Source organism: Serratia sp. NA_13, from assembly GCF_052691735.1.
Map to the genome: position 1 here is coordinate 64254 of NZ_JBQZFV010000018.1, position 24027 is coordinate 88280.

Below are 24027 nucleotides of genomic sequence, written 5' to 3' on the forward strand. Positions count from 1 at the left end.
ACCGCGGTTGGCCCGACGGTTATTTGAACTGGGGCAGATAAGGCGCATTCACCGCCAGCACTTCATCCAACAGTGGCTGCGCCACATTGGCATTGCCGACCAACGGGTTGGTGACCAACGCCAGCAGCCCACTGCGGCGATCGCCGTGCACTGCAGCTTCGATGGTCAGGCGCTCATAAGCTTTCACCTGTTGGGTCAGCGCGTGCATGGAGTCCGGCAGCGTGCCGAAGGTCAGCGGATGGGCACCCTGAGCATCGACGATACAGTTGGTTTCTATCACCGCGTCGTCCGGTAAACCGCGAATAGCGCCACGGTTTGCGGTATTAACGACTAATTGCGTCCCGAGATTATTATGGATCGCACGAATTAGCTCCAGTGCCACTTCCGAATAATATGATCCACCGCGGAAACTTAACTGTTCCGGTTTGCTGTCGAGATGCGGATCGGCGTACAGCTCAAACAGCTCTTTCTCCACCTTCATCACCTGCTCGGCGCGGGTACCGCGTTCGGCCGCAGCGGCAATTTCCTCGGCCAGCATTTCTTTGGTTTGGTAGAAATAGCGGTGATAGGGGCAAGGGATCGCCCCGACGGCTCGCAGGAAGTCCGGTTGCCAAGGTTCTTCCTTGATGTTGTTCATGGTCAGCGCCGCACCGTCACACAACATGTCAATCACCTTGTCGGTGACGTCATGCCCGTTTTGCAGCACCTGATGCACCCATACCATGTGGTTCAGCCCGGCGAACTGCAGCTGCACCTCTTGATAACGGCTTTTCAGCATATTGGCGATCATGTGATGCATGCTGATCGGCACGTTGCACAGGCCGATGATTTTCGCTTTGGTGTAGCGGGAGACCGCTTCGGTGACGATGCCGGCTGGGTTGGTGAAGTTGATGATCCAGGCGTCAGGCGCCAGTTTTTCCACCCGGCGTGCGATATCCAGCATCACCGGAATGGTGCGTAGTGCCTTGGCAAAACCACCTACGCCGGTGGTTTCCTGGCCGATTAAATCGTACTTCAGCCCCAAGCGCTCGTCGGCGGCGCGTGCCGGTAACTGGCCAACGCGGAACTGAGTCAGAACGAAATTGGCGTCACGAATGGCCTCATCCAGTTCGAAATGCACGCTGACCTTCACCTGTTCTAGCCCGTGGCGCGCCAGCATGCGTTCGGTCAGGGCGGCAATAATCTCGACCTTTTCACGGCCAGGCTCAACGTCCACCAACGCCAGTTCGGTCACCGGCAGCTCATCAATGCGTTGGATCAAGCCATCGACCAATTCTGGCGTGTAGCTGCTGCCGCCGCCGATGACAGCGATTTTTAACGGTTTCATGCGCGAATCTCCATTTGGGTCTGACGGCGATAAAGCTCAATCATGTCGTCTGCCAGATCCTGGATCACCATGGCGTTCATCAGATGATCCTGAGCATGAACGGTAATCAGGTTGATGGTCAGTTTGCCGCAGCCTTCGTCCAGGCCGATCAGTTGGGTCTGGATCTGATGGGCCTTTTTTACCGACTGTTTGGATTCGGCCATGTGTTTGGCTGAAGCTTCAAAGTCGCCGGCACGCGCTTGTTGCAGCGCCAATAGCGCACTGCTGCGGGCGCCACCGGAGAACACCAACAGCTCCATGATGGTGCTTTCAAAATCGGGGCTGATTTCAGTTTCAGGCATCAATTCACTCACGTTATTTCTCCTGTATTGCACGGCGGTGGTGCCGGCGGACATTCATTATTCTCATCGTTGCGCCAAAATGAGAGCGCTCTCATTGACCTAATGTAACGGGAATGGAAAATGAAACCGGGAGTTGTGTCGCAAAAAACAACCAAGGCGTAAAAAGGGCAAAAGATGCGTGATGCAGTTGGCAAAAAGGTCTAAGGCGATCATACTTTTGGCAGTAAAATCCGGGGCTGACTGAGATAAGTCCCACAATTAAGTAAATATAGGTAAATGGCTGGCACTCGCAGGCGCAGCTCTTTAGAATCAATGCGCTTTTCCGTTGTTTGTCTCTCAGAGAAAGGACCCGTTAATGTTCAAACGTACTTTAGTGACCTTCGTTGCGCTGTGTTCCCTGACAGCAATGGCACCTGCCGCGCTCGCCGCCGGTGAAACTCATGTCATGCTGACTACCTCGGCAGGGAATATCGAATTGGCGCTCGACAGTCAGAAGGCTCCGGTTTCCACCAAGAACTTCGTCGACTACGTGAACAGCGGCTATTACAACAACACCATTTTCCACCGTGTGATCCCGGGCTTTATGGTTCAGGGCGGTGGTTTTACTGCGGATATGCAGCAAAAATCCACCCAGGCACCGATCAAGAACGAAGCGGATAACGGCCTGCGCAACCTGCGCGGTACCATTTCGATGGCGCGTACTGCCGACAAAGACAGTGCCACCAGCCAGTTCTTCCTCAACGTGGCGGATAACGCCTTCCTGGATCACGGGCAGCGCGATTTCGGCTATGCGGTATTCGGTAAAGTGGTCAAAGGCATGGACGTGGTAGATAAAATCTCCCAGGCACCGACCGGCAACGTCGGTCCGTACCAGAATGTTCCGAGCAAACCTATCGTCATCCTGTCAGCAAAAGTGCTGCCATAATGATTTTGCGCCGGCCCCAGGTGGGCCGGCTGCGTTGCTTTCCCCGGAAGCCTTGCCTGCATCACTGTTTTTTCCCCCTTCACATGTTTTAATCGCCAGCTTATAACCAGACCGGAAACCCGGCGTTCTGCATCTGTTTTGTTAAGGGATGAGCTGCTGCCATGTTTGAATTTAGCCAGGTTCTGCTGCTGTTGCAGCAGATGTGCGTTTATCTTGTCATTGCTTATTTACTGAGCAAAACCCCGTTATTCATTCCACTGACACAGGTAACCATTCGCCTGCCGCACAAGCTATTGTGCTACGTCATTTTCTCGGTGTTCTGCATCATGGGCACCTATTTCGGTCTGCATGTCGAAGGTTCCATTGCCAACACCCGTGCGATCGGTGCCGTATTGGGCGGCCTGCTGGGTGGGCCTTCAGTAGGGCTACTGGTGGGGCTGACCGGTGGCCTGCACCGTTATACCCTGGGCGGCATGACCGATATTGCCTGTGCGGTATCAACCGTGGCGGAAGGACTGGTGGGGGGGCTGGTGCATAGCATCGCCATGCGTCACCGGCGTATCGACCTGCTGTTTAATCCGCTGTTTGTCGCCGGGGTCGCGCTGGTGGCCGAAGTGCTGCAAATGGTGATTATCCTGGCGATTGCCCGGCCGTTCGACGAGGCGCTGCGGCTGGTGGAACATATCGCTTTGCCAATGTTGATCGCCAATACGGTGGGGGCCGCGATGTTCATGCAAATCCTGCTGGACAGGCGAGCGATGTTCGAGAAATACACCGGTGCGTTTTCCGCCAAGGCGCTGAAGATTGCCGAACGTACCGAAGGGATCTTGCGACAGGGGTTTGATCAGGAAAACAGCATGAGAGTGGCGCGGGTGATCTATCAGGAGCTGGGTATCGGTGCCGTAGCGATAACCGACCGCGATAAACTGCTGGCGTTTATCGGCATCGGTGACGACCACCACCTGCCGGGCACACCGATTTCATCAAAGCACTCGCACCGTGCGATCGACAACAATGAAGTGGTCTACGCCGACGGCAATGAGCACTCCTACAGCTGCTCGATTAACTCCAGTTGCAAACTGGGCTCGACGCTGGTGATCCCGCTGCGCGGTGAAAATGAGCGGGTGATCGGCACCATCAAACTGTATGAGCCGAAGAGCCGCTTGTTCAGTACCATCAACCGTACGCTGGGGGAAGGTATCGCCAATCTGCTATCCGCACAGATTATGGCCGGTCAGTATGAGCGACATAAACAGCTGCTGGCGCAGTCAGAGATCAAATTACTGCATGCACAGGTCAATCCGCACTTCCTGTTTAACGCCCTGAATACGCTGGTGGCGGTGATCCGCCGTGACGGCGACCGGGCCTGTGAGTTGGTGCAAAACCTTTCGACCTTTTTCCGCAAGAACCTCAAGCGTTCCGGTGATGAGGTCAGCCTGGCGGACGAGCTGGAACACGTGAATGCCTACCTGCAAATCGAACTGGCACGTTTTGCCGATCGGTTGGAAGTTGTGGTTTCGTTGCCGCAAGAGCTGTTGGCCGTGCGGCTGCCGGCATTTTCACTGCAGCCGATCGTTGAGAATGCCATCAAGCATGGTACTTCGCAGTTGTTGGGGGTAGGGCGGATTGATATCGGTGCGCGGCGCGAAGGAGAGTGCTTGTTGCTGCAGGTGACCGACAATGCCGGATTATTCCAGTCGCAGCCGAACAACAGTGGACTGGGGATGAACCTGGTGGATAAGCGTATCCGCGTACGCTACGGCGACGACTATGGCGTACAGGTAGCCTGTGAGCCGCAAACATTCACTCGCATTACGATCAATGTCCCTTTGGCGAGGGCTGCCTGATGTTAAATGTACTGATTGTTGACGATGAACCTTCTGCGCGCGATAACCTGCGGCATTTGCTGGAGGCTGAAGAAGGTATCTCTATTGTTGGCGAATGCGCCAATGCAATAGAGGCCATCAGCGGGATCCATCGCTTGCAGCCGGACGTGGTGTTTTTGGATATCCAGATGCCGCGCCTCACCGGGCTGGAGATGGTAGGCATGCTCGATCCCAATCGTATGCCGCACATCGTCTTTCTGACCGCCTACGACGAATATGCGGTGCAGGCTTTTGAAGAACATGCGTTTGATTATCTGCTGAAACCGGCGGAGCCGAAGCGGTTGAGCAAAACGCTGCAGCGCCTGCAGCAGCGCCGCGGGCAGCAGAATGTCGCGGCACTGGATGAGAGTGCCGGCTATCTGAAATACATTCCCTGTTCCGGCCACAGTCGCATCTACCTGCTGCGTTTTGACGAGGTGGTGGCTGTCCGTTCGCGGTTGAGCGGGGTGTTCGTGGTGCGCAATGACGGCATGGAGTGTTTCACCGAACTGACGCTGCGGACGCTGGAACTCCGTACGCCGCTGGTACGCTGCCACCGCCAGTATCTGGTCAACCTGGAGCAGGTACGCGAAATTCGCTTCGAGGACAGCGGTGCGGCGGAGATGATCATGCCGGCCGGAGAACCGGTGCCGGTCAGCCGCCGCTACCTGAAAGCTCTGAAGGAAGAGCTGGGACTGCGGGGTTAGGGCGATTCTGAAATTATTGGCTTTGCGGGCGTCTTGATGACGCCCTTTTTGTTTGTCCTTGACGGGGTTACGCCGCGCTTATAGCTTTATTGACATCAACAGGCGCTTTTCGCGCCGGGTCAGCGTCAAAGGAAAAGAAAATGAGTGAAGCACGGATTATCGCCAAAGCGATGAAAGACGGGAAACCGGTACAGGATCTGGCGATCCTGCCCGCTTTGGCGAACCGCCATGGTCTGATCACCGGCGCAACCGGGACGGGTAAAACCGTGACGCTGCAAAAAATGGCCGAGCAGTTCTCGCGTATCGGCATTCCGGTATTTTTGTCCGACGTGAAAGGCGACCTGTCGGGGATTGGTGCCGAAGCCGTGCCTTCCGAGAAACTGCAGACACGCCTGACGGCCATTGGCGTCACTGACTGGCAGTCTCAGGCCTGTACCATTATTCCATGGGACATTTACGGCGAGAAGGGTCACCCAATCCGCGCCACTGTGTCTGATTTGGGCCCGCTGCTGCTGGGGCGTTTGCTGGATCTGAACGAAGTGCAAAGTGGCGTGCTGCAGTTGGCGTTCAAAATTGCCGACGATAACGCGCTGCTGTTGTTGGACATGAAAGATCTGCGTGCCATGGTGCAGTACGTGGGTGACAACGCCAAACAGTTCCAGACCCAATACGGCAATATTTCTTCGGCTTCGGTGGGCGCTATCCAGCGTGGGCTGTTGACGCTGGAAGAGCAGGGTGCCAACCAGTTCTTCGGCGAACCGATGCTCGACATCAACGACCTGATGAAAACCGATGCCAATGGCCACGGGGTGATTAACCTGCTGGCGGCGGACAAACTGATTAATCAGCCGAAGCTGTATTCGGTGTTCCTGCTGTGGCTGCTGGCCGAATTGTTCGAACACCTGCCAGAGGTGGGCGACCCGGAACAGCCAAAGCTGGTGTTCTTCTTTGATGAAGCACATCTGCTGTTCAATGATGCGCCGGCGGCATTGCTGACTAAAATCGAGCAGGTGGTACGCCTGATCCGCTCCAAAGGCGTCGGCATCTACTTTGTGACCCAGAACCCGCTGGATATTCCGGACAGCGTGCTGGGTCAGCTAGGCAACCGCGTACAGCATGCGTTGCGTGCTTTTACTCCTCGCGACCAGAAGGCGGTGAAGGCGGCGGCACAAACCATGCGTGCCAATCCGGCCTTCGACGCCGAAACGGCGATCACCGAACTGGGCGTAGGCGAGGCGCTGGTGTCGTTCCTGGATGAGAAAGGGCGGCCAAATGTGGTGGAGCGAGCGATGGTGATCGCACCGGAATCCAAAATGGGCATGCTGGGGGCCGAAGGGCTGAACAGTGCGATCAACAAGTCGCCGCTGTATGGCCGCTACGAGGACATGATTGACCGAGAATCCGCTTATGAGAAGTTATCTTCGTCAGGTTTTGCTACCGTCGGCACGCCGCAACCGGGTCAGCCGGCGCAGCAACCACAGGCGCAGCAGCAGGCGGGCGGTGGCTTGATGGGCGGTCTGAACGATATCCTGTTTGGTTCCACCGGCCCGCGCGGTGGCAAGCGTGACGGTATCGTCCAGACCGCCGCCAAGAGCATGGCGCGCGACCTTGGCCGCCAGATCCTGCGTGGGGTGCTGGGGTCGATTATGGGCGGTCGCAAAAAGTAAGCTGAAATTATCGCTGGCGGCAGTATTGCAGGGGCGTTGTATAATGCACCGGTGTCAATCGGGGCGAGCCCCTTACTATGCTGTTTGTTGGAACCCCTATGCTGCTGCTAATCGATAACTACGATTCTTTTACCTATAACCTTTACCAGTACTTCTGCCAATTAGGTGCCGAAGTGCTGGTGAAGCGTAACGATGAACTGCAACTGGCCGATATCGAAAGGCTGGCCCCGCAGCATTTGGTTATCTCCCCTGGTCCTTGCACCCCAAACGAAGCCGGCATCTCGCTGGCAGCTATTCGGTATTTCGCCGGCAAGCTGCCGATCCTTGGCGTTTGCCTGGGGCACCAGGCACTGGGGCAGGCCTTTGGCGCTAAGGTAGTGCGTGCCCGTGAGGTAATGCACGGTAAAACCTCGGCGATCCGGCATTTCGACAGCGGTATTTTTCACGGGCTGAACAATCCGTTGACCGTGACCCGCTACCACTCGCTGGTGCTTGAGGCCGCTACTTTGCCGGACTGTTTTGAAGTGACGGCCTGGAGCGAGCGCGACGGCGTACACGATGAAATTATGGGGATCCGTCACCGCCAACTGGCGCTGGAAGGGGTACAGTTCCACCCGGAGAGCATCCTTAGCGAGCAGGGCCACCAGCTGTTGGATAATTTCCTTAAAAGTTAATTGGTTAAGTTTTTTTTAACTGCGAAGACGATTTGCGTTTGCCCTTTATTGGTTTTTTATGCATATTTTGTGATTATATTCTCACTTGATCGCAACCAAAAGACTGAGTCAAATTCAGGGTGGGCCCCATAATGACCGAAAAATCCGCAGTTAACCGCAGTACCTTTGACCAGGTTATCCTGCCTGTTTATGCACCCGCGCAGTTTGTTCCGGTCAGGGGCAAAGGCAGCCGCGTGTGGGACCAGCAGGGGAAAGAGTATATCGATTTCTCAGGCGGCATTGCGGTGACGGCGTTAGGGCACTGTCACCCGGCTTTGGTCGAGGCGCTGAAACAGCAGGGCGAAACCCTGTGGCATACCAGCAACGTTTTTACTAACGAGCCGGCGCTGCGTCTGGCCACCAAGTTGATCAACGCCACCTTTGCCGACCGGGTGTTTTTCGCCAACTCCGGCGCAGAAGCCAACGAAGCGGCCTTCAAGCTGGCTCGTCATTACGCCATTACCCGCCACAGTCCGTATAAAACCAAAATCATCGCGTTTTATAATGCTTTCCACGGTCGCACGCTATTCACCGTCTCGGTGGGTGGGCAGGCCAAGTATTCGGATGGTTTTGGGCCAAAACCGGCTGACATCGTGCACGTCCCCTTCAACGACCTGGCGGCGGTGAAAGCAGTGATGGACGACCACACCTGTGCGGTGGTGATGGAACCGATCCAGGGGGAAGGGGGCATTACCCCGGTTAACGCCGAATTCCTCAAGGGAGTACGCGAACTGTGCGACAAGCACCAGGCGCTGCTGGTGTTCGACGAAGTGCAAAGCGGCATGGGGCGCAGCGGCAAGCTGTTTGCCTATATGCATTATGGTGTGGCGCCGGACATTCTCACCACGGCCAAAGCGCTTGGCGGCGGTTTCCCGGTCAGTGCCATGCTGACCACCGAAGAGATCGCCTCGGTGATGCAGGTCGGTGCCCACGGCACCACTTACGGCGGTAATCCGCTGGCCTGTGCTGTGGCGGAAGCGGCGTTGGACGTGATCAATACGCCGGAAGTGCTGAGCGGCATTGAGTTGCGTCATGGGTTATACGTGCAGGCGTTAAAGAAAATTGGCGAGAAGTACGGTGTTTTCAGCGATATTCGCGGCATGGGCCTGCTGATTGGCGCTGAATTAACACCGCAATACCACGGCAAAGCGCGCGATTTCCTGACCGCAGCTGCCGCTCGTGGGCTGATGATCCTCAATGCCGGGCCAAATGTGATCCGCTTTGCCCCTTCGCTGGTGGTGGAAACCCAAGACATCGACCAGGGTATGGCGCTGTTTGAGCTGGCGGTGCAGGACGTGATTAACGCTTAATTTGCTATTTGCTGCATGGTTAACCGGGCGCCGTGTGGCGCCCTTATTCATCGCGCAGTTTGCGTTTCAGCCAGATGCCGTGGTGTGGGCGTTGGCTCCAGGCTAATGACGAGATGGTATGCATGACGCTCAGGTGCGAAAGAATGCGCCGCAGGTGGCGCTCCATTTCGGTCACCGGCATCTCAGGGTGCAAATCCGGCGGCTGCATAATGCTGTTGCCACTGCTCGGCCCGTCGTACTCCAGCCGTTGCTGGCAGCTTTGCAGCGCAATCTCGCAAGATTGCAGATACTCCTCCGCCAGCTTTGGCGTCAGCATATAGTGCTCGCGCGCCAGGATAGTCATTGCATTCAGATGCTCGACAATAAACTGGCTGTGCGTCACCCACAGGCGCATATCCGCCAGATAGTTCGATTCAAACCCCGGCTCCTGCATGGCCTGATTCAGCGAGGTGAATAACGCATTGTGCGCCTGATTGACCTGCATACGTGCGTAGGCCAGTGCACTGGGATCTGGCTCTTGCTCTTCCAGCAACAGACGTAATGCCTGCTGATCGTTTTCCAGCGCCTGATGGGCATTCTTGCGCAGTAATCCGCTTTGCCACTGTGGCCACAGCCAGATGGTACTGCCGAACACCAGCACGCAGCCGATCAGCGTGTCGATCAGCCGCGGCACCAGGAAATGTGTGCCGTTGAGGGCCAGCAGTTGCAGGGTGTAGACCGCCGTCACCGTAAAACCAATAACCGCCAATCCGTAGTTTTTACGTGAAACCAGATAGGCCAGCAGCGTAATCACCAGCATCACGCTCAGGGTCTCGGCTTCGGGCAGTTGTAATTGCAGCAGACCGGCGGCGATGACGAGTCCGGCCAGAGTACCGAGCGCACGGTGCTGGATGCGCACCCGGGTGGCATTGTAGCCGTTCTGGCTTACCAGCATGATAGTGAGCAGGATCCAGTAGGGTTTCGGCAGGTTGAACATCATCCCGAGGCTGCTGCCTGCCGCCAGCGTGACGCCTAATCGTGCCGCATTACGCATGGCATTGGATTTGAACGACAGATAACTGACCAGCGCCGGCCAAAACGGCAGGCGGTTTTGATTGGCCATCAGGTCACGCCGGTAGAGTGGATGCTGGGTACGCAGCAGGCGGGCGATGCGGCTGAAGTGGTAGTAGCAGAACTGCCCAACCGGATTCTCCGGGTGCTGTGCCGCCACTTTTTCCAATGCTGTCAGTTCATTGCCCATATTGAAGCGTTGCGAATGTTGGTGGTAGAGAATATCGTGCGCCACCGTGCGCAGCCGATTGGCAATTACCTGCGCATTGCGGCGGATAATGGCTTCGGCCTGGCTCTGTTCTACCAGTTTTTGCACCTCTTCCGGCAGGTGCAGGCTGACGGTGATGTGTTCCTGCAAATCCAGCGCGACCTGGAAGGTGCGTTGCAGGCGCTTTTGTTCGAGATTGCTGGCATGGGGGAGAAAATTAAGTTGTTGATACAGCAAGGTGATCAGATCCATGACCTTTTGCTGGCGCACCAGCAGGGGAGGTAATGCGGTCTGCGGGTCGGTGTGCTGGGTCAACAGCGAATATTTGGCTTCGAAGTAGTCCGCCAGTTCCAGATAGAGCTGATTAAGCGACTCGCGCATCGGCTGTTCTTTCCACAGCTTGAACCAGAACCAGGTAAACAGGCCGTACCAGGCCGTGCCCACGATATATAACACCGGCGCGTGCCAAAGCGGCACCGTACCGGCCATGCTGAGGGAGAAGATGGCGGCAACTAGCGCAGCAGGCAGCAGACGGGCGTGTAGCGGGCTTATTTCACCGTTGACACCGAGCAGCAGCGCCAGGCCGAGCATCAGTATCGGCAGCGGCAACTGCCACAACAGAGCTTGCTGCAGCAACAAACTGCTGAATGCAAACAGTGAACCGCCGACGATCAGGCGTTTAAAGAAGCGTTTATGAGGCGTGTCCAGCCCGGCGATGTTGCAGCAGGCGGGAACCAGGGAAAATAGCAGGCCGTATTGTAGTTGGCCGATCAACAGCCCGAGCAGAACCGGCAGGCACAGCACCAGCGTTTGTCGTAGTGCGTAATTAACTTCCGGATGATAAATCAGTCGGCGCCACATGATGACTAGGGGCATAAAAAAACGGCGCGAATTATCGCGCCGTTTTTTCAGTGATTAACGGGTGCCGTAAACGACAATAGTTTTGCCGTGGGCGGAGATCAGGTTTTGATCTTCCAGCATTTTCAGAATACGACCAACGGTTTCACGTGAGCAACCGACGATCTGACCAATTTCCTGACGGGTAATTTTAATCTGCATACCATCCGGGTGGGTCATGGCATCAGGCTGTTTCGCCAGGTTCAGCAGGGTTTGCGCGATGCGGCCTGTAACGTCCAGGAAAGCAAGGTTACCCACTTTCTCAGAGGTGATCTGCAGACGGTTTGCCATCTGAGCTGACAGGCGCATCAGGATGTCCGGGTTAACCTGAATCAACTGGCGGAATTTCTTGTAGGAAATTTCAGCCACTTCACAGGCGGTTTTCGCCCTAACCCAGGCGCTACGCTCCTGACCTTCTTCAAATAATCCAAGCTCGCCGATGAAATCCCCCTGGTTAAGGTAGGACAGGATCATCTCTTTACCTTCTTCATCCTTAATCAGCACCGCGACGGAGCCTTTGACGATGTAGTAAAGCGTTTCGGCTTTTTCACCTTGGTGAATCAGCGTACTTTTGGATGGATATTTGTGGATATGGCAATGAGACAGGAACCATTCGAGAGTAGGGTCTGTTTGCGGTTTGCCGAGAACCATTCGCTGTTATCCTCTGTTGTTATCGCTGCCTTGTGTCACAGGGGTCAGAGTTCCCTGTAAAACGTGCTGTCGCCGTTGTTTTAATGGTAGCTGGCAGCAGGTTTTGAGGCGTGTCATAAATATACGCTGTCGCTCTAGCATATTAACTTGCCGGGAGAGCTGCAAGCTACATTCTGTTAACATACCGGTAAAGGAGCCTTTCCCTGGGAGTTTCCCTGAAATCAGTGTCCCGGAAAGATTTATTGCGGCTCTGTTTGTAGCACAGAGTGAGGCGGGTGTCTTGTGTTGTCTCGCTTCAGCATGATTAGCATCAGGTTCCGTTGCCAGTTTCTATGCGAAAGCGTAGTCTGATTTTAAGAAATTAACCGGAGTGACCAGCATGCAGGCAAGAGTTAAGTGGGTGGAAGGGTTGACGTTTCTGGGCGAATCCGCGTCTGGCCATCAGGTATTGATGGACGGCAACGCCGGCGATAAAGCGCCCAGTCCGATGGAAATGGTGCTGATGTCGGTGGGAGGATGCAGCGCGATAGATGTGGTGTCGATCCTGCAAAAAGGACGCAACGACGTGCGTGATTGCGAGGTGAAGCTGACCTCTGAAAGGCGCGAAGAAGCGCCACGGTTGTTTACCCATATCAACCTGCATTTCATCGTCACCGGTAAAGATTTAAGTGACAAAATTGTTGAGCGCGCGGTGAATCTTTCCGCCGAGAAGTACTGTTCGGTGTCATTGATGCTGAGCAAGGCCGCCAGCGTGACCCACAGTTTTGAGATCCGCGCGGTGTCCTGATAGATAAAGGGGCGCGGTCCGTTGCCGCGCTCCGGTAAGTTAGCCGATTTTTTTGCCTTCCAGCAGTTGCTGCACCAGCGGCGCCATAATCAACTCCATTGCCAATCCCATTTTGCCGCCCGGCACCACCAGCGTATTGATATGCGAGATAAAAGATCCCTGCAGCATCGCCAGCAGATAAGGGAAATCGATCTGATCCAGGCCGCGGAAGTGGATCACCACAAAGCTCTCGTCCAGCGAGGGGATCGCCTTGGCGGCGAACGGGTTGGAGGTATCTACCGTCGGCACCCGCTGGAAGTTGATATGGGTGCGCGAAAACTGCGGTGTGATGTAGTTGATGTAGTCTTCCATCGAACGCACCACTGAATCCATCACCGCTTCACGGGAGTGGCCACGCTCGCCGGTATCGCGAATTAACTTTTGGATCCATTCCAGGTTAACAATAGGCACCACGCCGACCAGCAAGTCGACATGCTTGGCCACGTCGTTGTGTTCGGTCACTACGCCGCCGTGCAGCCCTTCATAAAACAGCACGTCGGTCGGTGCCGGTAAGGCTTCCCACGGGGTAAAGGTCCCCGGTACCTGGTTATAGGGCACCGCTTCATCGTAGGTGTGCAGATACTTGCGTGAACGACCGGTGCCGTTGGTACCGTACTCGCTAAAGCTTTGTTGCAGCAGGCCAAAATCGTTCGCTTCGGGGCCGAAATAGCTGATATGACGGCCAAGATCGCGCGCTTTGCGGATCGCCGCGTCCATTTCCGGCCGGGTATAGCGGTGGAAACTGTCACCTTCCAGCTCCGCGGCGCGGATGTTCAACTGCTGAAAGATTTTACGGAACGCCACGCTGGTGGTGGTGGTGCCGGCACCGCTGGAGCCGGTCACTGCGATAACGGGATGTTTGGCGGACATGGTGATGGGTCACTCCGTGTTTAATGCGCAGGCGTCAGTTAAAATTTTTGGTCTGTTTGACACCTTTTCGCCAAGGGCAAAATTCCGCGCGTTGGTTTGCAATCCCTCATTGTTACCTGATTTTTTCCGTCAGTCATAGAACCGACAGTCACTAAATTTCTTCTTGCCCGGCACGGAACTGCCCGCGCGGCATGATGTTGATGGTCTCATGCAGTTCTGACCATACCAGTAGCACCTCGCCGTTTTTCAATTGGCGGCGCACGTCTTCCACTTTATGTTCCAGGGAACGTTCATGCTCACCGTAGTCGGTCCCTTCGCGCAGCACAAAGGATTCAATCAGGCTATTGAGGGTCTCGGTTTCCAGTTCTTTCCAGGGGATGATCACTTGATTGTTTCCAGGTAAGGGGCAAGCCAGGATGGAATACGGTATTCCAGCCACATATGGGGTTTTTTCAATGTACCGCCGACAAAACCGACGTGGCCGCCAAACTCGGTCAACTGATATTCAATGTTGTGCGGCAGCGTGGCGGTTTCGGGGATCACTTCGTCGGTCATAAAAGGATCGTCCTTGGCATGGATGATCAACAGCGGCGTTTGGATCGACGGCAGCAGTGGCAGGGCGCTGCAACGGCGGTAATAATCGGTGGCATCGCTAAAGCCATGGATGCGCGAGGTAATCGCATCATCAAAGTCGCGGATCCGACGCAATGCCTTGAGCTGCGGCAGCTTGAGCGGCAGGGTATCAGGATAGTGCAGCAGTTTACGGGTGGCGTTTTGTTTCAACTGGCCGAGCAGGTAGTGCTGATAAACCCGCGAGAAGCCTTGATCCATCCGCCATGAGCAAGGTTCCAGCATCAATGGCGCAGAAACCACCACCGCCGCCTGCAGCAGACTGTCGGCGCCCTGCTGTGCCAGATAACAGGCCAGCATATTGCCGCCGAGTGAGACGCCAACGGCAGCGGTGGGGGCTTCTCCGTAGGTAGTACGCAGCCACTGGAGGAAGAAGCGCGCATCTTCCGTTTCACCGGAATGATAGATGCGTTGCTTGCGGTTCGGCACGCCACTGCAACCGCGAAAATGCATTACCACCCCGAGCCAGCCCTTTTCACGCCAGGCGTTGAGTTGACCATGGGCATAGGGACTGTAGAAACTGCCTTCCAGGCCATGGAACAGCACCACGCGCGGCTTGCCGCCGGCCTGAGCCGGATCTTCGCTCCAGGCGAGATCGACAAAGTCACCGTCGGGCAGTTCCAGCCGTTGCCAGTGGGGTTTCAACTGCACGTGGCGACGCACCAGCCGTGGTAGCAGCGTTTGCAGATGGGGATTACTGGCCCCGCTCAACGGGCGAAAGGATTCATGCATAGCTTGAATTAAATTCTTATTGGCCACTCTTGTGGGATGATTAGTGCGCTGATAGCTTCACTACCCTGAGTTAACAATAATACTGCAAAAAATGACCTGGGTGAGGAGCGCCCGCCTGATGGATGCGAGTTTATTTCTTTCGATGTTAGGTTTTCTGTGGGTTGCCGCGATCACACCTGGCCCCAACAATATGTTACTGACCACTTCCGGTGCCAACTTCGGCTTTATGCGTTCACTGTTGCTGATGATTGGCATCATGCTCGGCATGCAAAGCATTTTGCTGTTGGTGGCGTTCGGCGTCGGCAGCTTGATTCTGGTTTATCCGGCGCTGCATCTGGTGCTGAAAATTCTCGGAAGCCTGTATCTGCTGTGGCTGGCATGGAAAGTGGCTACCGCCGCTTATGAAAAACTTGAAACCGACGTGGCACCGCCCAAACCGATACGGCTGTACCAGGGTTGGCTGCTACAGTTCCTTAATCCCAAGGCCTGGTTGATGGCGCTGGGGGCGGTGGCCAGCTTCAGCCTGGCTGGTGCTCAATACAACTCCTCTATTCTGGCGATCTCACTGGGCATATTCGTGGTGAACATCATTGCCGGCGTGATTTGGCTGGGATTTGGCACGGTGATTGGCCGCCTGCTGCGCAGCAAAAAGGCCTGGATCATTTTTAACGTTTCTATGGGGTTGCTCACCGCGGCCTGTGTGTTACTCATCTGGCATTGAGGAATTGTGAATGGTGGAGAATTACTTCCATATTGCGGCCTTCACCGGTCAAGGGTTTCGTGGCAATCCGGCCGGCGTCTGCCTGCTAAAACAGCCTTTGTCGGCTGCGGAGATGCAGGCCATCGCCAATGAACTGAACCTGCCGGAAACCAGTTTTGTCTGGGACGATGGCGATATGTCGGCCATCCGTTGGTTCACGCCCCAGCGAGAAGTCGATTTGTGCGGTCACGGCACGCTGGCGGCGGCACACGTGATGTTCAGCGTGGTGAACCCGGCGCTGCAGGATATTCGTTTCCGCTCGGCGAGCGGCGACCTGTACGTCAAACGCGACGCCGAAGATGGCGAACGCATGGTCCTGGATTTCCCGTCCCGGCCACCGCAGAAGGTTGTGGAACCTGAAGGGTTGGCGGCGCTGCTGGGCGCTCATCCGCAGGAAGTGTGGCAGGCCAATGCGCTGTTGGTAGTGTTGGAAAACGAAGCGCAGGTCAGGGCATTGCAGCCGGATATCCCGGCACTGATTGCCTTGGTCGGCCGGGCAGTGATTGTCAGCGCTCCGGGTGAGGCGGCGGATTTTGTCTCGCGCTATTTTACCCTCGACGGCGGCGAAGACCCGGTGACCGGATCCGCACACTGCACGCTGATGCCATACTGGAGCGCACGTCTTGGTCGCCATCAGTTGCACGCACTGCAGATTTCGGCGCGCGGTGGAGAGTTGTTCTGTGAGCTGAAGGGCGATCGCACCTTGATTGGTGGCTATGCGCACACGTTTTTGCGTGGGGAATTGAGCCTGTAATCAGGCTGAGCCACGCTCAACCAGCCGCCACTTAAGCATTTCATTGCGCGGCGGTTGTTGCGGATTTTTGATTTTTTCCAGCAGTAACTGCACGCTGCGCACGCCGAACTGGTGCATCGGTTGTTCGACGGTGGTTAGCGGTGGCGTGGTGACGGCACCGAATGGCACGCCGTCAAAGCCCATTACCGCGACATCTTCGGGAATGCGCAATTCCTGTTGGTGCAGGGTGCTCATCGCTCCACCGGCGATCACGTCGGAGATGGTGAATACCGCATCCGGCCGCGGCTCGGTATCCAGCAGGCGACCCATGGCCAACGCACCGGCGGCATATTCCAGCCCCTCGACGTATTCCACCTGACAATAGTCGAACCCGGCTTCGGCCAGCGCCTGTCGATAACCTTGCTCTCGCTGCTGCGAGTAGAGATAACGCATGTCGCTGTTGATCAGGGCAATACGTCGTCGGCCCCGTGCAACTAAATAACGCACGCCGGCCATCGCCGCCTGATGGTTGTCAATGGTGACTGAAGAGGCGCGAAACTCGGGATCGCCTTCACCGCATTGTACCCAGGGGAAATCGCCAATCATTGCGGTCAGGCCGGGCAGGCAACTGACGGCGTCCATGGTAATCACGCCGTCGACCACTTTACCGCTCAGCAGGCTGAGATAGGCGGACTCCCGGGTTGGATTGGATTCGGAGTTGCACAGTAAAATGTGGTAGCCGTGGCGTTCGGCTTCTTCTTCGATCCCGCGTACTACCAGGGAACAAAAAGGATTGGTGATACTGGAAACCAACACCAGCAGCATACGGCTACGCGAAGTGCGTAGCTGACGCGCCAGCAGGTTGGGTTGGTAGTCGCATGCGTGGATCGCCGCCAGTACCTTGTCGCGAGTGGCCGGTTTGACGATTTGCTGGCCGTTCAATACCCGTGAGACCGTCGCGGCAGAGACGCCGGCGAGTTTCGCCACCTTTTCGATCGACATGGTTTGCTGTTCCTTCTGCCCAATTGCCCCGCACAATATGCCCAAGTGCGACAAAAAATCTGCGTCTGACCTCAGGATTGTGATGTGGGTTACAAATTCATCTTATCAGTCCCTTGCGCCAGATTAATCAGGTTGCCGAAAAAAAGAAATCGATTACATTTTGTTCATGGTGGAAATGAAATCGATTACATTTTGCGATTTCGCGTTATTTCGCTGAACCCATAATCTGAAAAGAGGTGGCGGATGCAGGTGCAACTGAGAGTAGCGGAAAACGGTGATCGCCAGGCGGTCGCACAACTGATTCATCTGTCGACCAATGCCTGGTATCAACGCCACGGCATGGGCGCCATCTTTTCCGCAGAGCCGACCAGCTGCGGGCTGTTTGTTGACGTCTATCGCCATCTGGATCCCGGCCAGCACTGGGTTGCGCACGATGAACATGGCGTGCTGTGCGGTTCCTGCTTCTTTCACTCGCGTGAAACTCATCTCGGGCTGGGCATCATGAATGTACATCCCGACTACTTTGGCCGTGGTATCGCCGCGCAACTGTTGGGCAAGGCCGATGAACTGGCGGGAGAGCGGCCTATAAGGTTGCTTTCCAGCGCGCTGAACCTGGATTCCTACGCCCTGTACCACCGCGCCGGTTTTACGCCCTATGCGATTTACCAGGATATGACGATCCCGGTGCCGGTAAAGGGATTTTCCTTCCCCAGTCTGACGCGCGGCAGAGTGCGCGCCGCCCAGCCAGAGGATCTGCCCGGCATCCTGCAGTTGGAACGAACGCTGTTGGGCATCGAACGTCGGCGCGATATTGACTACTTCCTCAACGACGCCAGCGGGCTATGGCGGACTGCCGTGTGGGAACTTGACGGCAGCATTGGCGGTTATCTGGCTTCGGTGGCGCATCCGGCTTCCCGCCTGTTGGGGCCGGGCTGCAGCCACAGCGAAGAGATTGTCCTGGAGTTGCTCAGTTGGATGCTGGATCGCCACCATCGCGGTACCACGCCGGTGGTGCTGGTACCGGCGCAACGTTCCGCCCTCAGCCAGGTACTGTTGCAGTGGGGCGGGCGGATTTGTGAATTGCATTTGGCGCAGGTGAAAGGCCGTGCGCTACAACCCGGCGGTGTGGTTATGCCGTCCTTCCTGCCGGAAAGCGGTTAGACAACACCACAACAAGACCAATGGGGGAATTATGCAAACTGACAGCGCGGTCCTGGGGACCAAAAGCGTCACATTTAAATGGGTGGTGCCGCGGTTGGCACTGATGATGTTTCTGCAGTTCTTTGTTTGGGGGGCGTGGTACGTTACGCTCGGCGTAGTGATGGGTAAGTTCGGTCTGGCGGCGATCATCGGCGATGCCTACTCGACCGGGCCGATCGCTTCGATTCTGTCACCGTTCGTGCTGGGTATGCTGGTCGATCGCTTCTTTGCCTCGCAGAAGGTGCTGGGGGTGCTGCATCTGATCGGTGCCGGGTTGTTGTGGCTGATGCCCGGCTTCTTCCACAGTGGACAGAGCGGTCTGTTGTGGATCATTTTCGGTTATGTGCTGTGTTATATGCCGACTATCGCCCTCAGCAACAACGTGGCGTTTTATAGCCTGAGCAACAGCGAAAAAGCCTTTCCTGTGGTGCGGGCGTTCGGCACCTTTGGCTGGATTGTCGCTGGGCTGATCGTCGGTGCCAGCGGGTTGTCAGACAGTACCGGTATTTTCACACTGGCGGCGGTGGCCTCGTTGGTGTTGGCCATTTACAGCTTCACCCTGCCACACACCCCGGCGCCGGAACGCGGCAAACCGATAAAAATGCGCGACCTGTTGTGTGCCGATGCTTTCGCCATGCTGAAGCAGCGACACTTCCTGGTATTTATCCTCTGCGCGACGCTGATTTCCATCCCTTTGGCGGCCTACTATGCCTATGCCGCGCCTTTCATCGCGGCGACCGGTTTCAGCAATGTCGGCGGGGTGATGTCGCTGGGGCAGATGTCCGAACTGTTCTTTATGCTGCTGATCCCGTTTCTGTTTGTACGGCTGGGCATCAAGGTGATGCTGCTGATTGGCATGTTGGCGTGGTTCCTGCGCTACGTGATGTTTGCGCTGGGGATTACCGAAGAACTGCGTTGGATGATTTACCTCGGCATCATTCTGCACGGCATGTGCTACGACTTCTTTTTCGTGATCGGTTTTATCTACACCGACAAGGTAGCCGGTGACAAAGTCAAGGGCCAGGCCCAGAGTCTGCTGGTGTTATTCACCTATGGTCTGGGCATGTTGATCGGTTCGCAAATCAGCGGTGCCCTGTTTAATCGTTTGGTGACTGCAGAAGGGGCGGCAGCGCTGCCGCAGTGGCAGAGTTTCTGGTGGTATCCGGCCATTGGTGCGTTGGTGATCGCGGCACTGTTCTTCTTCACCTTCAATTACCGGGAAATCCCGCAGGGGGAGAAACGCGATGACTGACTTGCGCGTACTGGTGGTGGGCTGCGGCAATATGGGGGCTTCACATGCTGAAGCCTATGACGGTCTGGACGGTGTCGAGATTTGTGGATTGGTGGCGCGCGGTGATTCCCGACATCGGCTCAATACTCGGTTGGGGGGCGGCTACCCGGTGTTCGGTGATTTCGCCCAGGCGCTGACGGTGACGCGTCCGGATGCGGTTTGCCTGACCACCTGGCCAGATACCCATGAGGCCTACGCGTTGGCGGCGCTGGCTGCCGGTTGCCATCTGTTCATTGAAAAACCGCTCGCCACTACCCTGGTCGGTGCGGAGCGAGTGATTGCCGCCGCACGGGCCACCGGGCGGCAACTGGTGGTCGGCTATATTCTGCGTCACCATCCGTCATGGCAACAATTTGTCGCATTGGCCCGTGACCTGGGCAAACCGCTGGTGATGCGCATGAACCTCAATCAACAGAGTCACGGTGCGATGTGGGATGTACACCGCAATTTGATGCAGTCGCTGTCGCCGATTGTCGACTGTGGCGTGCATTACCTCGACGTGATGTGCCAGATGACCCAGTCGGAGCCGGTCAGCGTCAGCGCCATCGGTGCACGACTGAGTGGGGAGCTGCCGCCGGAAATGTACAACTATGGCCAGTTACAGGTGCGTTTTGCCGATGGCTCCGTTGGCTGGTACGAAGCCGGCTGGGGGCCGATGATCAGCGAAACCGCCTACTTCGTCAAAGACGTGATTGGGCCGCGTGGCTCAGTCTCGATCGTCGCGCGGCAGGCGGATGCGGATTCAGATAACGTCGACGGCCACACCCGTACCGACTCGTTGCGTATCCACAGTGCGGCGTTGGATAGCACTAATCAGTTTATCCAATCGGACCGCTGGATTGACTGTCAGGACGAACCGGACCATCTGGCGCTGTGCCTGAGCGAGCAGCGCTATTTTCTTCAGGCGATCCAGGGCGGGTTGGATCTCGACCGGCATTGGCAGGATGCCCTGAACAGCCTGCGGGTGGTACTGGCGGCGGACGAAGCGGTGCGCAGCCGACAAACAGTAATATTAGGGAGGTCATCAGCATGAAAACCATTCAGGGGCCGGGGCTGTTTCTGGCCCAGTTTATCGGCCCGCAAGCGCCGTTTGATTCGCTGAACGGGTTGGCCGGTTGGGCCGCCGGGCTGGGGTTTAAAAGCCTGCAGATCCCGACCACGTCCCCTGCTATTTTTGATCTCAAGCGGGCGGCCCACAGTCAGGAATATTGTGATGAGGTGCGCGCGTTGCTGGCGGGACACGGCCTGACGATCTCCGAGTTATCCACCCATTTGCAGGGGCAATTGGTGGCGGTGCATCCGGCTTACGATCCGGCTTTTGACGGCTTTGCTCCGGTCCAGGTGCGCGGCAATCCTCAGGCCCGGCAGGCATGGGCAACGGAGCAATTGCTGATGGCAGCACAGGCATCGCAGCGGTTGGGTTTAGCGGCACACGTGACTTTTTCCGGCGCGCTGGCCTGGCCCTATTTTTACCCCTGGCCACCGCACAATGCGCTGTTGCTGGAGGAAGCCTTCGGACAACTGGCACAACGTTGGCGGCCGATCCTCGATGCTTTTGACGACGTCGGTGTCGACCTTTGCTATGAACTGCACCCGGGGGAGGATCTGCATGACGGTGTGACCTTTGAGCGCTTCCTGCGGCAGGTTGGTAATCACCCGCGTTGCCATATCCTGTATGACCCCAGCCATCTGCATTTGCAGCAGATGGACTATCTTGGCTTTCTTGATGTTTATCACCCGCGCATCCGGGCGTTTCACGTCAAGGATGCTGAATATCGGCCCAGTGCTCGCAGCGGCGTGTACGGCGGTTATCAGCCGTGGCTGGAAAGACCCGGACGTTTTCGTTCACTCGGCGATGGGCAGATCGACTTCCCGGCAATCTTCAGCAAGCTGGCGCAGTACGATTTTCCCGGCTGGGCCACGCTGGAGTGGGAGTGCTGTCTGAAATCATCGGAGGACGGTGCGCGGGAAGGGGCTGAGTTTATCGCCCGCCATATTATTCCGGTTGCTGAGAGGGCGTTTGATGACTTTGCCGCTGTCGGCGGTGAACGCAAACAGGTCAGACAGATGTTGGGTATGGGAGAGCAACCATGAGATTACGCTTGGGGATGGTCGGCGGGGGCGAAGGAGCCTTTATCGGCGCAGTGCATCGTCTGGCGGCGCGGATGGACGATGAGTTTGAGCTGGTAGCCGGGGCTTTCTCTGCGGATTGGGAAAACTGTCGCCGCACCGGCGAACGGCTACACCTCGACCCACAGCGCTGTTATCACGATTTTAACCAAATGGCGCAGGCAGAGGTGGCGCGTGAAAACGGCATCGATGTGGTGGCTATCGTCACCCCCAATTATCTGCATGCGCCGGTGGCGACCGCGTTTCTTAACGCCGGCATCGACGTCATCTGCGACAAGCCTCTGTGCAACAGCTATGCCGAGGCCTTGCAGTTGGCCGAGACGGTGCGGCGTAGCGGAAAGCAGCTGATATTGACCCATAACTACAGTGCCTATCCATTGGTGCGCGAGGCGCGTAGTCGGGTATTAGCCGGTGAATTGGGGGCAATCCGCTTTATCGAGGTGGAGTATTTACAAGAATGGCTGGCGCAGCCGCTGGAACTGACCGACAACAAGCAGGCTGACTGGCGTTCCCAGCCAGAAAAGGCCGGGGCCGGCTGTATTGGTGATGTGGGTACCCATGCCTGGCAGTTGGCGCACTTTGTCAGCGGCCTGTTGCCGCAGGCGATCAGCGCTGAACTCACTGCGTTTATTGCTGGGCGTCAGATAGACGACGATGTGCGGGTGCAAATGCGCTACGCCAACGGTGCCAGAGGTCGACTGTGGGCCAGTCAGGTGGCTTGCGGCCATGAGAACGACCTGCGTTTGAGAATCTATGGTAGCGACGGCAGCCTGGAATTTTGTCAGGAGCAACCTAATCAGCTGTGGATGCGGCCCCGGGATGCGCCAGCCTATTGCATAACCCGCGCCTCTTCATTCCAGTATACGGAGAATCGTTCACTGGCACGGGTACCGGCAGGGCATCCTGAAGGCTATCTGGAAGGATTTGGTCAGATTTACCGCGAGGCGGCGGCACGATTGCGGGATGGGGCGCAGGCGGCCCCCCTGTTACCGGGGATTGATACCGGGGTGCAGGGCATGGCATTTATCGATGCTGCCCAACGTAGCAGTGCTGCTGGAGGGCAATGGATCGACCTGAATGAACTTTTATTCCCATAAGTAATAACGCAGTTTTTTTTATTCTTTTATAGCTCGTCACCGCTCAGATAAAACTGTCAGCAACTGAACAGACTTTTATCAACGGAGCGGAACATGGCGAGCAAACGGTTTTCATTACGCAGCGCGGCACTTTTGGTGTTGTCACTCAGCGCAGCCAGCGCCTATGCGGTGGACGTGACCGTGGCTTACCAGACGTCTGCGGAACCTGCCAAGGTGGCGCAGGCGGAAAACAGCTTCGCCAAACAATCCGGCGCCACCGTCGACTGGCGTAAATTCGACAGCGGCTCCAGCGTGCTACGCGCGTTGGCTTCCGGTGACGTGCAGATCGGTAATATCGGTTCCAGCCCACTGGCGGTGGCCGCCAGCCAAAAACTCCCTATCGAAGCCTTCCTTATCGCCTCCCAACTCGGCAGCTCCGAAGCCCTGGTGGTGAAAAAAGAGCTCAAAAGCCCGCAGGAGTTGATCGGCAAGCGTATCGCCGTGCCCTTTATCTCAACCACTCACTACAGCCTGCTGGCCTCGCTGAAGCATTGGGGCATCAAGCCTGAACAGGTCAAAATTATTAATCTGCAACCGCCGGCCATTGCCGCAGCCTGGCAGCGTGGTGATATCGACGGGGCTTACGTCTGGGCACCGGTGGTGAATGAATTAGCCAAACAGGGCAAGGTACTGACCGATTCCGCCCAGGTTGGACAATGGGGCGCGCCAACGCTCGACGTTTGGGTAGTGCGCAAAGACTTTGCCGAAAAACACCCGGAAGTGGTGACCGCCTTTGCTGCCAGCGCGCTGAACGCGCAAAAAGCCTATCTGGCGCAGCCGGAGCAGTGGCTGAAGGACAAGGGCAATCTCAGCACGCTGGCCCACTTGAGCGGCGTGCCGGAAGAACAGATACCGGTGCTGGTGAAGGGCAATACCTATTTGCCGGTGGCGGAACAAATCACCCAATTGGGCCAGCCTGTGGACAAGGCCATTCGCGATACTGCCGAGTTCCTTAAACAACAGGGAAAAATTCCACGAGTCGACAGCGATTACAGTACCTACGTCACCGATCGGTTTGTAAAACAGGTGCAGGCTGCGCCGCAGTCGTAGGGGAGC

General features: G+C 56.5%; 23 protein-coding genes. 15 read left to right on the forward strand and 8 right to left on the reverse strand.

Annotated elements, in window-relative coordinates:
- Positions 1-19: 19 nt before the first annotated feature.
- Both ACUTSU_RS20140 and ACUTSU_RS20145 read right to left on the reverse strand, forming a co-directional pair.
- On the reverse strand, positions 20-1327 hold the full coding sequence (locus ACUTSU_RS20140; protein WP_445652852.1) for a 6-phospho-beta-glucosidase: 1308 nt from the start codon (positions 1325-1327) through the stop codon (positions 20-22).
- Positions 1324-1668, reverse strand: a complete 345-nt coding sequence (locus tag ACUTSU_RS20145; RefSeq protein ID WP_445652881.1) for a PTS lactose/cellobiose transporter subunit IIA — start codon at positions 1666-1668, stop codon at positions 1324-1326. Before ACUTSU_RS20145 ends, ACUTSU_RS20140 begins: the two co-directional genes overlap by 4 nt.
- A gap of 355 nt (positions 1669-2023) precedes the next feature.
- Here ACUTSU_RS20145 and ppiA point away from each other — a divergent pair, with 355 nt between their 5' ends.
- From ppiA to argD, 6 genes are all read left to right on the forward strand, one after another.
- The gene (gene ppiA / locus ACUTSU_RS20150; RefSeq protein ID WP_012147266.1) at positions 2024-2593 is read left to right on the forward strand and encodes a peptidylprolyl isomerase A; all 570 of its coding nucleotides are present in this window, start codon (positions 2024-2026) and stop codon (positions 2591-2593) included.
- A 161-nt stretch (positions 2594-2754) separates the two neighbouring features.
- Positions 2755-4440, forward strand: coding sequence for a LytS/YhcK type 5TM receptor domain-containing protein (locus ACUTSU_RS20155; protein ID WP_445652853.1), 1686 nt, complete (start codon positions 2755-2757; stop codon positions 4438-4440).
- Positions 4440-5165, forward strand: coding sequence for a two-component system response regulator BtsR (gene btsR, locus ACUTSU_RS20160; protein WP_445652854.1), 726 nt, complete (start codon positions 4440-4442; stop codon positions 5163-5165). The genes ACUTSU_RS20155 and btsR overlap by 1 nt, the downstream gene beginning before the upstream one ends.
- A gap of 140 nt (positions 5166-5305) precedes the next feature.
- Positions 5306-6832 carry a helicase HerA-like domain-containing protein gene (locus ACUTSU_RS20165; RefSeq protein ID WP_445654651.1) on the forward strand — a complete coding sequence of 509 codons (1527 nt, stop codon included), beginning with the start codon at positions 5306-5308 and terminating at the stop codon, positions 6830-6832.
- A gap of 98 nt (positions 6833-6930) precedes the next feature.
- A complete protein-coding gene (locus ACUTSU_RS20170; protein ID WP_445652856.1) occupies positions 6931-7506 on the forward strand; it encodes an aminodeoxychorismate synthase component II in 576 nt (191 codons plus the stop codon).
- 131 nt (positions 7507-7637) lie between these two features.
- Complete coding sequence (argD, locus tag ACUTSU_RS20175) at positions 7638-8855, forward strand: bifunctional acetylornithine/succinyldiaminopimelate transaminase (RefSeq protein WP_445654652.1); 1218 nt, start codon at positions 7638-7640, stop codon at positions 8853-8855.
- A 43-nt stretch (positions 8856-8898) separates the two neighbouring features.
- On the opposite strand, the gene ACUTSU_RS20180 is transcribed toward argD, so the two are convergent.
- Positions 8899-10974 carry a YccS/YhfK family putative transporter gene (locus ACUTSU_RS20180; protein WP_445652882.1) on the reverse strand — a complete coding sequence of 692 codons (2076 nt, stop codon included), beginning with the start codon at positions 10972-10974 and terminating at the stop codon, positions 8899-8901.
- A 54-nt stretch (positions 10975-11028) separates the two neighbouring features.
- Positions 11029-11661 carry a cAMP-activated global transcriptional regulator CRP gene (crp, locus tag ACUTSU_RS20185; RefSeq protein WP_004718520.1) on the reverse strand — a complete coding sequence of 211 codons (633 nt, stop codon included), beginning with the start codon at positions 11659-11661 and terminating at the stop codon, positions 11029-11031.
- A 379-nt stretch (positions 11662-12040) separates the two neighbouring features.
- Here crp and ACUTSU_RS20190 point away from each other — a divergent pair, with 379 nt between their 5' ends.
- Positions 12041-12448, forward strand: coding sequence for an OsmC family protein (locus tag ACUTSU_RS20190; protein ID WP_012147257.1), 408 nt, complete (start codon positions 12041-12043; stop codon positions 12446-12448).
- Between the two features lie 39 nt (positions 12449-12487).
- On the opposite strand, the gene ACUTSU_RS20195 is transcribed toward ACUTSU_RS20190, so the two are convergent.
- The 3 genes from ACUTSU_RS20195 to ACUTSU_RS20205 form a co-directional block, all read right to left on the reverse strand.
- Entirely contained in the window at positions 12488-13357 is an 870-nt protein-coding gene (locus tag ACUTSU_RS20195; RefSeq protein WP_261097093.1) for a phosphoribulokinase, read from the reverse strand.
- A gap of 151 nt (positions 13358-13508) precedes the next feature.
- Positions 13509-13742 (reverse strand): YheU family protein, encoded by a 234-nt coding sequence (locus tag ACUTSU_RS20200; protein ID WP_445652858.1) that lies wholly within the window; start codon positions 13740-13742, stop codon positions 13509-13511.
- The gene (locus ACUTSU_RS20205) at positions 13739-14719 is read right to left on the reverse strand and encodes a hydrolase (protein ID WP_445652859.1); all 981 of its coding nucleotides are present in this window, start codon (positions 14717-14719) and stop codon (positions 13739-13741) included. The genes ACUTSU_RS20200 and ACUTSU_RS20205 overlap by 4 nt, the downstream gene beginning before the upstream one ends.
- Before the next feature lie 118 nt (positions 14720-14837).
- Between ACUTSU_RS20205 and ACUTSU_RS20210 the strand changes: the two genes are divergently transcribed.
- Together ACUTSU_RS20210 and ACUTSU_RS20215 are read left to right on the forward strand one after the other, a co-directional pair.
- On the forward strand, positions 14838-15440 hold the full coding sequence (locus ACUTSU_RS20210) for a LysE family translocator (protein WP_174355160.1): 603 nt from the start codon (positions 14838-14840) through the stop codon (positions 15438-15440).
- Positions 15441-15450: 10 nt separating this feature from the next.
- Entirely contained in the window at positions 15451-16233 is a 783-nt protein-coding gene (locus ACUTSU_RS20215; protein WP_445652860.1) for a PhzF family phenazine biosynthesis protein, read from the forward strand.
- Here the strand turns inward: ACUTSU_RS20215 and ACUTSU_RS20220 are convergent, their stop codons facing one another.
- Positions 16234-17214, reverse strand: a complete 981-nt coding sequence (locus tag ACUTSU_RS20220; protein ID WP_445652861.1) for a LacI family DNA-binding transcriptional regulator — start codon at positions 17212-17214, stop codon at positions 16234-16236.
- A 243-nt stretch (positions 17215-17457) separates the two neighbouring features.
- Here ACUTSU_RS20220 and ACUTSU_RS20225 point away from each other — a divergent pair, with 243 nt between their 5' ends.
- The 6 genes from ACUTSU_RS20225 (at position 17458) to tauA (ending at position 24021) form a co-directional block, all read left to right on the forward strand.
- Positions 17458-18375 carry a GNAT family N-acetyltransferase gene (locus tag ACUTSU_RS20225; RefSeq protein WP_445652862.1) on the forward strand — a complete coding sequence of 306 codons (918 nt, stop codon included), beginning with the start codon at positions 17458-17460 and terminating at the stop codon, positions 18373-18375.
- Between the two features lie 31 nt (positions 18376-18406).
- On the forward strand, positions 18407-19666 hold the full coding sequence (locus ACUTSU_RS20230; RefSeq protein WP_445654653.1) for an MFS transporter: 1260 nt from the start codon (positions 18407-18409) through the stop codon (positions 19664-19666).
- Entirely contained in the window at positions 19659-20738 is a 1080-nt protein-coding gene (locus ACUTSU_RS20235; RefSeq protein WP_445654654.1) for a Gfo/Idh/MocA family protein, read from the forward strand. Before ACUTSU_RS20230 ends, ACUTSU_RS20235 begins: the two co-directional genes overlap by 8 nt.
- Positions 20735-21799, forward strand: a complete 1065-nt coding sequence (locus ACUTSU_RS20240; protein WP_445652865.1) for a sugar phosphate isomerase/epimerase family protein — start codon at positions 20735-20737, stop codon at positions 21797-21799. The genes ACUTSU_RS20235 and ACUTSU_RS20240 overlap by 4 nt, the downstream gene beginning before the upstream one ends.
- Positions 21796-22932, forward strand: a complete 1137-nt coding sequence (locus ACUTSU_RS20245) for a Gfo/Idh/MocA family protein (protein WP_445652866.1) — start codon at positions 21796-21798, stop codon at positions 22930-22932. Before ACUTSU_RS20240 ends, ACUTSU_RS20245 begins: the two co-directional genes overlap by 4 nt.
- A gap of 93 nt (positions 22933-23025) precedes the next feature.
- A complete protein-coding gene (gene tauA, locus ACUTSU_RS20250; RefSeq protein ID WP_445654655.1) occupies positions 23026-24021 on the forward strand; it encodes a taurine ABC transporter substrate-binding protein in 996 nt (331 codons plus the stop codon).
- Positions 24022-24027 lie beyond the last annotated feature (6 nt).

Bases quoted from the DNA above. Each gene is read 5' to 3' on its own strand.
- ACUTSU_RS20155 (WP_445652853.1), top strand. From the start codon at position 2,755: ATGTTTGAATTTAGCCAGGTTCTGCTGCTGTTGCAGCAGATGTGCGTT.
- btsR (WP_445652854.1), top strand. From the start codon at position 4,440: ATGTTAAATGTACTGATTGTTGACGATGAACCTTCTGCGCGCGATAAC.
- ACUTSU_RS20225 (WP_445652862.1), top strand. From the start codon at position 17,458: ATGCAGGTGCAACTGAGAGTAGCGGAAAACGGTGATCGCCAGGCGGTC.
- ACUTSU_RS20170 (WP_445652856.1), top strand. From the start codon at position 6,931: ATGCTGCTGCTAATCGATAACTACGATTCTTTTACCTATAACCTTTAC.
- ACUTSU_RS20180 (WP_445652882.1), bottom strand. From the start codon at position 10,974: ATGTGGCGCCGACTGATTTATCATCCGGAAGTTAATTACGCACTACGA.
- ACUTSU_RS20165 (WP_445654651.1), top strand. From the start codon at position 5,306: ATGAGTGAAGCACGGATTATCGCCAAAGCGATGAAAGACGGGAAACCG.
- ACUTSU_RS20140 (WP_445652852.1), bottom strand. From the start codon at position 1,327: ATGAAACCGTTAAAAATCGCTGTCATCGGCGGCGGCAGCAGCTACACG.
- ACUTSU_RS20145 (WP_445652881.1), bottom strand. From the start codon at position 1,668: ATGCCTGAAACTGAAATCAGCCCCGATTTTGAAAGCACCATCATGGAG.
- argD (WP_445654652.1), top strand. From the start codon at position 7,638: ATGACCGAAAAATCCGCAGTTAACCGCAGTACCTTTGACCAGGTTATC.
- tauA (WP_445654655.1), top strand. From the start codon at position 23,026: ATGGCGAGCAAACGGTTTTCATTACGCAGCGCGGCACTTTTGGTGTTG.
- crp (WP_004718520.1), bottom strand. From the start codon at position 11,661: ATGGTTCTCGGCAAACCGCAAACAGACCCTACTCTCGAATGGTTCCTG.
- ACUTSU_RS20195 (WP_261097093.1), bottom strand. From the start codon at position 13,357: ATGTCCGCCAAACATCCCGTTATCGCAGTGACCGGCTCCAGCGGTGCC.
- ACUTSU_RS20210 (WP_174355160.1), top strand. From the start codon at position 14,838: ATGGATGCGAGTTTATTTCTTTCGATGTTAGGTTTTCTGTGGGTTGCC.
- ACUTSU_RS20190 (WP_012147257.1), top strand. From the start codon at position 12,041: ATGCAGGCAAGAGTTAAGTGGGTGGAAGGGTTGACGTTTCTGGGCGAA.
- ACUTSU_RS20205 (WP_445652859.1), bottom strand. From the start codon at position 14,719: ATGCATGAATCCTTTCGCCCGTTGAGCGGGGCCAGTAATCCCCATCTG.
- ACUTSU_RS20230 (WP_445654653.1), top strand. From the start codon at position 18,407: ATGCAAACTGACAGCGCGGTCCTGGGGACCAAAAGCGTCACATTTAAA.
- ppiA (WP_012147266.1), top strand. From the start codon at position 2,024: ATGTTCAAACGTACTTTAGTGACCTTCGTTGCGCTGTGTTCCCTGACA.
- ACUTSU_RS20215 (WP_445652860.1), top strand. From the start codon at position 15,451: ATGGTGGAGAATTACTTCCATATTGCGGCCTTCACCGGTCAAGGGTTT.
- ACUTSU_RS20240 (WP_445652865.1), top strand. From the start codon at position 20,735: ATGAAAACCATTCAGGGGCCGGGGCTGTTTCTGGCCCAGTTTATCGGC.
- ACUTSU_RS20235 (WP_445654654.1), top strand. From the start codon at position 19,659: ATGACTGACTTGCGCGTACTGGTGGTGGGCTGCGGCAATATGGGGGCT.
- ACUTSU_RS20220 (WP_445652861.1), bottom strand. From the start codon at position 17,214: ATGTCGATCGAAAAGGTGGCGAAACTCGCCGGCGTCTCTGCCGCGACG.
- ACUTSU_RS20245 (WP_445652866.1), top strand. From the start codon at position 21,796: ATGAGATTACGCTTGGGGATGGTCGGCGGGGGCGAAGGAGCCTTTATC.